Below are 3782 nucleotides of genomic sequence, written 5' to 3' on the forward strand. Positions count from 1 at the left end.
GCACGCGGTGGCCCACAGTCTCAAGACCGAGACCGGGCTCATCGAGACGGCTCACAGGCAGCATGGCTGTATTCGCGACGCCCGGGCCTGTTTGGTGGGCGTGGGCCTGCGTACCGGCATCTCCGCCCATGTCTTGATCGGAGTGATCCATGCCGCCCATATCGTGGCCTGAATGGTCCACCGCCTCCATATCAGACGAGCTGTGGTCCATGGCCGTGCCGCCTGTGTCATGCTGGTCATCACCCATGCCGCTCATGGACCCGTGATCCATCGCCATATCCTTCATGGTGAGCGTCGGAACAGCGCGGAGCTCTGGCACAGCGGCACGCATTCCGGGTGCGGAACCCAACGTCGCAACAGCCTGACCAGACCGGTCAATTGATTCAGCGACAAGCGCATACGCCCCTGCTCTTTCAGGCTGGACGATGACGTCATAGGTCTCTGCTGTCCCGATCTGGAATTCGTCTGTTTCGACAGGGCGCACATTGAGGCCGTCGGACGCGACCACCGTCATGGGCAGGCCCGGTATACGGAAATTGAAGATCGACATGGCCGAAGCATTGATGATGCGAAGGCGGATCCGCTCACTTGGTTTGAAGATAGCGTTCCAATTATCCGCCGTGGCATGGCCGTTGATGAGGTAGGTATAGGTCGCGCCCGTGACGTCCGCGAGGTCGCGCGGACTCATCCGCATGCCGCCCCACATGGCCCGGTCTTCAAGGGCAGCTCCAAATCCCTGCTCGCTCGCATCTTCAGCGAAGTCTCCAAGCGTGCGCTGATTGAAATTGTAGGTCTCGGCCGACTTCTTCAGCTTTTCGAAGATGCGATGTGGATTTTCGAAGCTCCAGTCTGAAAGGACCAGAACGTATTCGCGATCATAGGCGACCGGATCAGCCCCGGCAGGATCAACAATCAGCGGACCATAGTGCCCCACCTGTTCCTGCAAGCCGGAATGGGAATGATACCAGTATGTACCAGACTGCGGGACGGCGAATTTATACTGGAAGGTCTCTCCCGGTTTGATGCCTGGAAAGGAGACACCCGGAACGCCATCCATATAGAACGGCACAAGAAGGCCGTGCCAGTGAATGCTCGTATCCGCATCGAGGCCGTTTCGCACGCTGATCCTGATTTCTTCGCCTTCGCGGAATCGGATCAATGGCCCTGGCAGGGTGCCATTCACGCCCGTAGCCATGCCGGCGCGGCCATTGATGCGCACCGGAAACTTGCCAATATCGAGATTGAAGGCATTGCCCGTCAGCACCGGCAAGCCAAGATTGCCGTGGGCGGCACTTCTGGCCCAAGCAGGTAAAAGGCTGGATGCGCCAAATGCGGCGCCCGCGGCCCCAAGGAAATGTCGTCTGTTGAACATGATGATTCAGCGTCCTGTCTAATCAGTGGAAATAAGAATGTGACCAGCGCGCAAGGCGCGCTGGAAAACTTCGTTTCCGATCAGATCAAGAGACTGATTTTCTGCTGGGTGAGGGTCGGCGGACCAGAACGTGGAGGACTGTCAGGCGGCCAGGGGGTTGGCTTGAGGGCCGGTCTCTGCGTATCGATCTGCAGCGTCGCAGGAATGACGAGGACCGGCGCCGGCACGCTGTAGCCGTTAAGCGCCTTGTCCGGAGCGGTGCCCAGCCTGTGCAGCACTGTCTGCTCGCAGCTGTCGCACGCCTCGTCATCGCCGGGATGATGGCCGTCCGGCACCGCCGCTCCATGGCCGGCATGCGCATCCGTGCCCATGGCATGATGCACGGGGACCGAAGCGCCTCCAGGGAGGGGCGGCGCTGCACTGGCCACAGTGCAACCGATCAGCCCTGCAGCGAGCAGCGAGGCGGCCAGAGCCAGAAGGAGAAGGCGAATCTTGTGTGCCATCATTTCTGAGATAAGCAGGTTTCCGCCCTGCGCAATAAACCGCAGCAGCGCCTGCGACGCTGCTGCGGTTTGCGCTGGAGCGGCGCGATGCGGCCGCTCGTCCGTTTATGCAATTTCCTCGTCGCGGCGCGCGGAAGGCGTGCCCACGAGACCGCCAGCTGCGGCGGCGAGCAGACCGAGGAAAGACGCGATGGCAAGTGCAAAGGCGGCATCGGCGCTCGTCTCGGCCACTTCTTCAGAGGCTTGCAGAACCGCTTCCTTGCTCTCCCGGTAGAGTTCCTCAACCCGCTCGTTGGCTTCCTGCCAGCGCGTTTCCCAGCGCTCGGCAATGCGGCGGGCCTGCTGCTCCGAAATATCGAAACGCTCGCCAAGCGCGGCTTCGAGTTCAGCGCGGTCCTGCGCGCTTAGCGGCGCATTGCTGCCGAACATCCGGTCGAGACCGAGCGAGATATCACTCGAGAAGTCGCCCGGCGTGCGCATGACGTCAGACGCGACATCCTCGGCGATCGCTTCGACCCGCTGACGCTCCTGCGGCGAGACCACCTCGCGATAGAGATCGCGAACTTCGGTGCGGATGTCTTCCATCACGCGCTCACGATTGTCGATCGCCTGATCGAGCTCCTGCGCGACCATATCGGTGGTGCCTTCGGGCATGAGATCGGCGTCGGCAACCGCGCCAATCGCGGCAGCACCGCCCTGCCCGATTTGTTCAGCCGCGCTGGCGGTTGCGCGCGCCGTGGACGAGAGCGCTGCGGTAATCGCCCAGAAGCTGACAAGCGTGGCAAGCGCCCATACCGTGATCCCGTGCAGGACCGCTGGCAGCATGTGTGGCCGCCCCGATACCTGGGCAGCGACATAGCCGCCCGCAAATACGCTAAGCAGGCTGGTGATCAGCCAGTAGAGACCGGCCCCCAAGGCAAGCCCGCCAAACGGGCTGGATTCCGAAGCCGGGTCGATCGTGTCGAAGCCCCAGCCAATGCCGAAGAGGCTGAACAACCCCTGCAGCGCCAGTGCACAGACAAAACCGGCGAGCGCGGCGGACCACGAAAAGTCCCGCTGTCGCTGCGGCGCGACGTCGATCGCGGTGATAATGTCTCTGCGCGGTTCGGTATAAACGTCGGATGGCATTATAGCGTCCTCTCTCTTCGCTCCGGCGCTGGCAGGCGCCAGCACAGTTGTCTGGCAACAAACGGAAAAGTTGGCCGGAGGTTCCACTTCACACAACCGCCAGTGGTGGAACTCTTTCGAAGAGGCGGACGTTGTCTCAATGCAAAGGGCGCCGGCCGCCCCCGTTCGAACCTGCAAGGAGATCCCATGGACATTCTGAAAGTTCTGCTCGCCATCCTGCTGCCGCCGCTCGGCGTTGCGCTCGACCGAGGTATCGGCGGACAGTTTCTTCTTAATATCGTGCTGACCCTGCTCGGCTATATCCCGGGCATCATCCACGCCGTCATCGTGATCGCCGACTAGGCAGACAAAGCCAGTGCCGAGCCTTCCGGCTTACGATGCTGCTTGGGAGAAAATCGCCTGGCACGGGCACTAGGACTTGAACCCAGGACCTGCGGTTTTGGAGACCGCCGCTCTACCAGCTGAGCTATACCCGCTCAGGCGAAGCGGTGTAATGCCTGATCATGGCCCAGAGTGCAACAGGCATGAGGGCGCTGACCTGCATCTCCTTTCAGACGCTCCAGCCGCCCTGCTCCCACCCCAGCAGCTGCCGGGTCTCTTCAGCATCGAGGCGATAGGCCTCCTCGAGCAAGGCCCGGTCCTCTGGCAGCATCTTTTCGCTGTCCTGTGCGCTGTTATGGCGAGGTTCCTCGTCAAATGTGAAGCGGGACACGCCGAGAAAGTCCGTCACCTTGTCGAGTTCCGCCTGCGCCGAAGACGACAGATCCTCGCTGCGCAGG

The 3782-nt window shown here is 61.6% G+C and carries 5 protein-coding genes and 1 tRNA gene; 1 reads left to right on the forward strand and 5 read right to left on the reverse strand.

The window, feature by feature from the left end:
• The 3 genes from WA989_RS13840 to WA989_RS13850 form a co-directional block, all read right to left on the reverse strand.
• Positions 1-1372, reverse strand: a 1372-nt coding sequence (locus tag WA989_RS13840) for a copper resistance system multicopper oxidase (protein WP_424341075.1), incomplete at its 3' end; no start/stop codon positions are given.
• Positions 1373-1452: 80 nt separating this feature from the next.
• Positions 1453-1875 carry a hypothetical protein gene (locus tag WA989_RS13845; protein WP_424341076.1) on the reverse strand — a complete coding sequence of 141 codons (423 nt, stop codon included), beginning with the start codon at positions 1873-1875 and terminating at the stop codon, positions 1453-1455.
• A gap of 105 nt (positions 1876-1980) precedes the next feature.
• Complete coding sequence (locus WA989_RS13850) at positions 1981-3003, reverse strand: hypothetical protein (protein ID WP_424341077.1); 1023 nt, start codon at positions 3001-3003, stop codon at positions 1981-1983.
• A gap of 186 nt (positions 3004-3189) precedes the next feature.
• Between WA989_RS13850 and WA989_RS13855 the strand changes: the two genes are divergently transcribed.
• Complete coding sequence (locus WA989_RS13855; protein ID WP_424341078.1) at positions 3190-3345, forward strand: YqaE/Pmp3 family membrane protein; 156 nt, start codon at positions 3190-3192, stop codon at positions 3343-3345.
• Between the two features lie 58 nt (positions 3346-3403).
• Here the strand turns inward: WA989_RS13855 and WA989_RS13860 are convergent.
• Both WA989_RS13860 and WA989_RS13865 read right to left on the reverse strand, forming a co-directional pair.
• Positions 3404-3479: transfer RNA gene (locus tag WA989_RS13860), tRNA-Trp, on the reverse strand.
• 74 nt (positions 3480-3553) lie between these two features.
• The coding region (locus WA989_RS13865; RefSeq protein WP_424341079.1) for a hypothetical protein at positions 3554-3782 on the reverse strand (229 nt) is incomplete at its 5' end.

Source organism: Henriciella sp. (assembly GCF_049649345.1).
GTDB lineage: Bacteria > Pseudomonadota > Alphaproteobacteria > Caulobacterales > Hyphomonadaceae > Henriciella.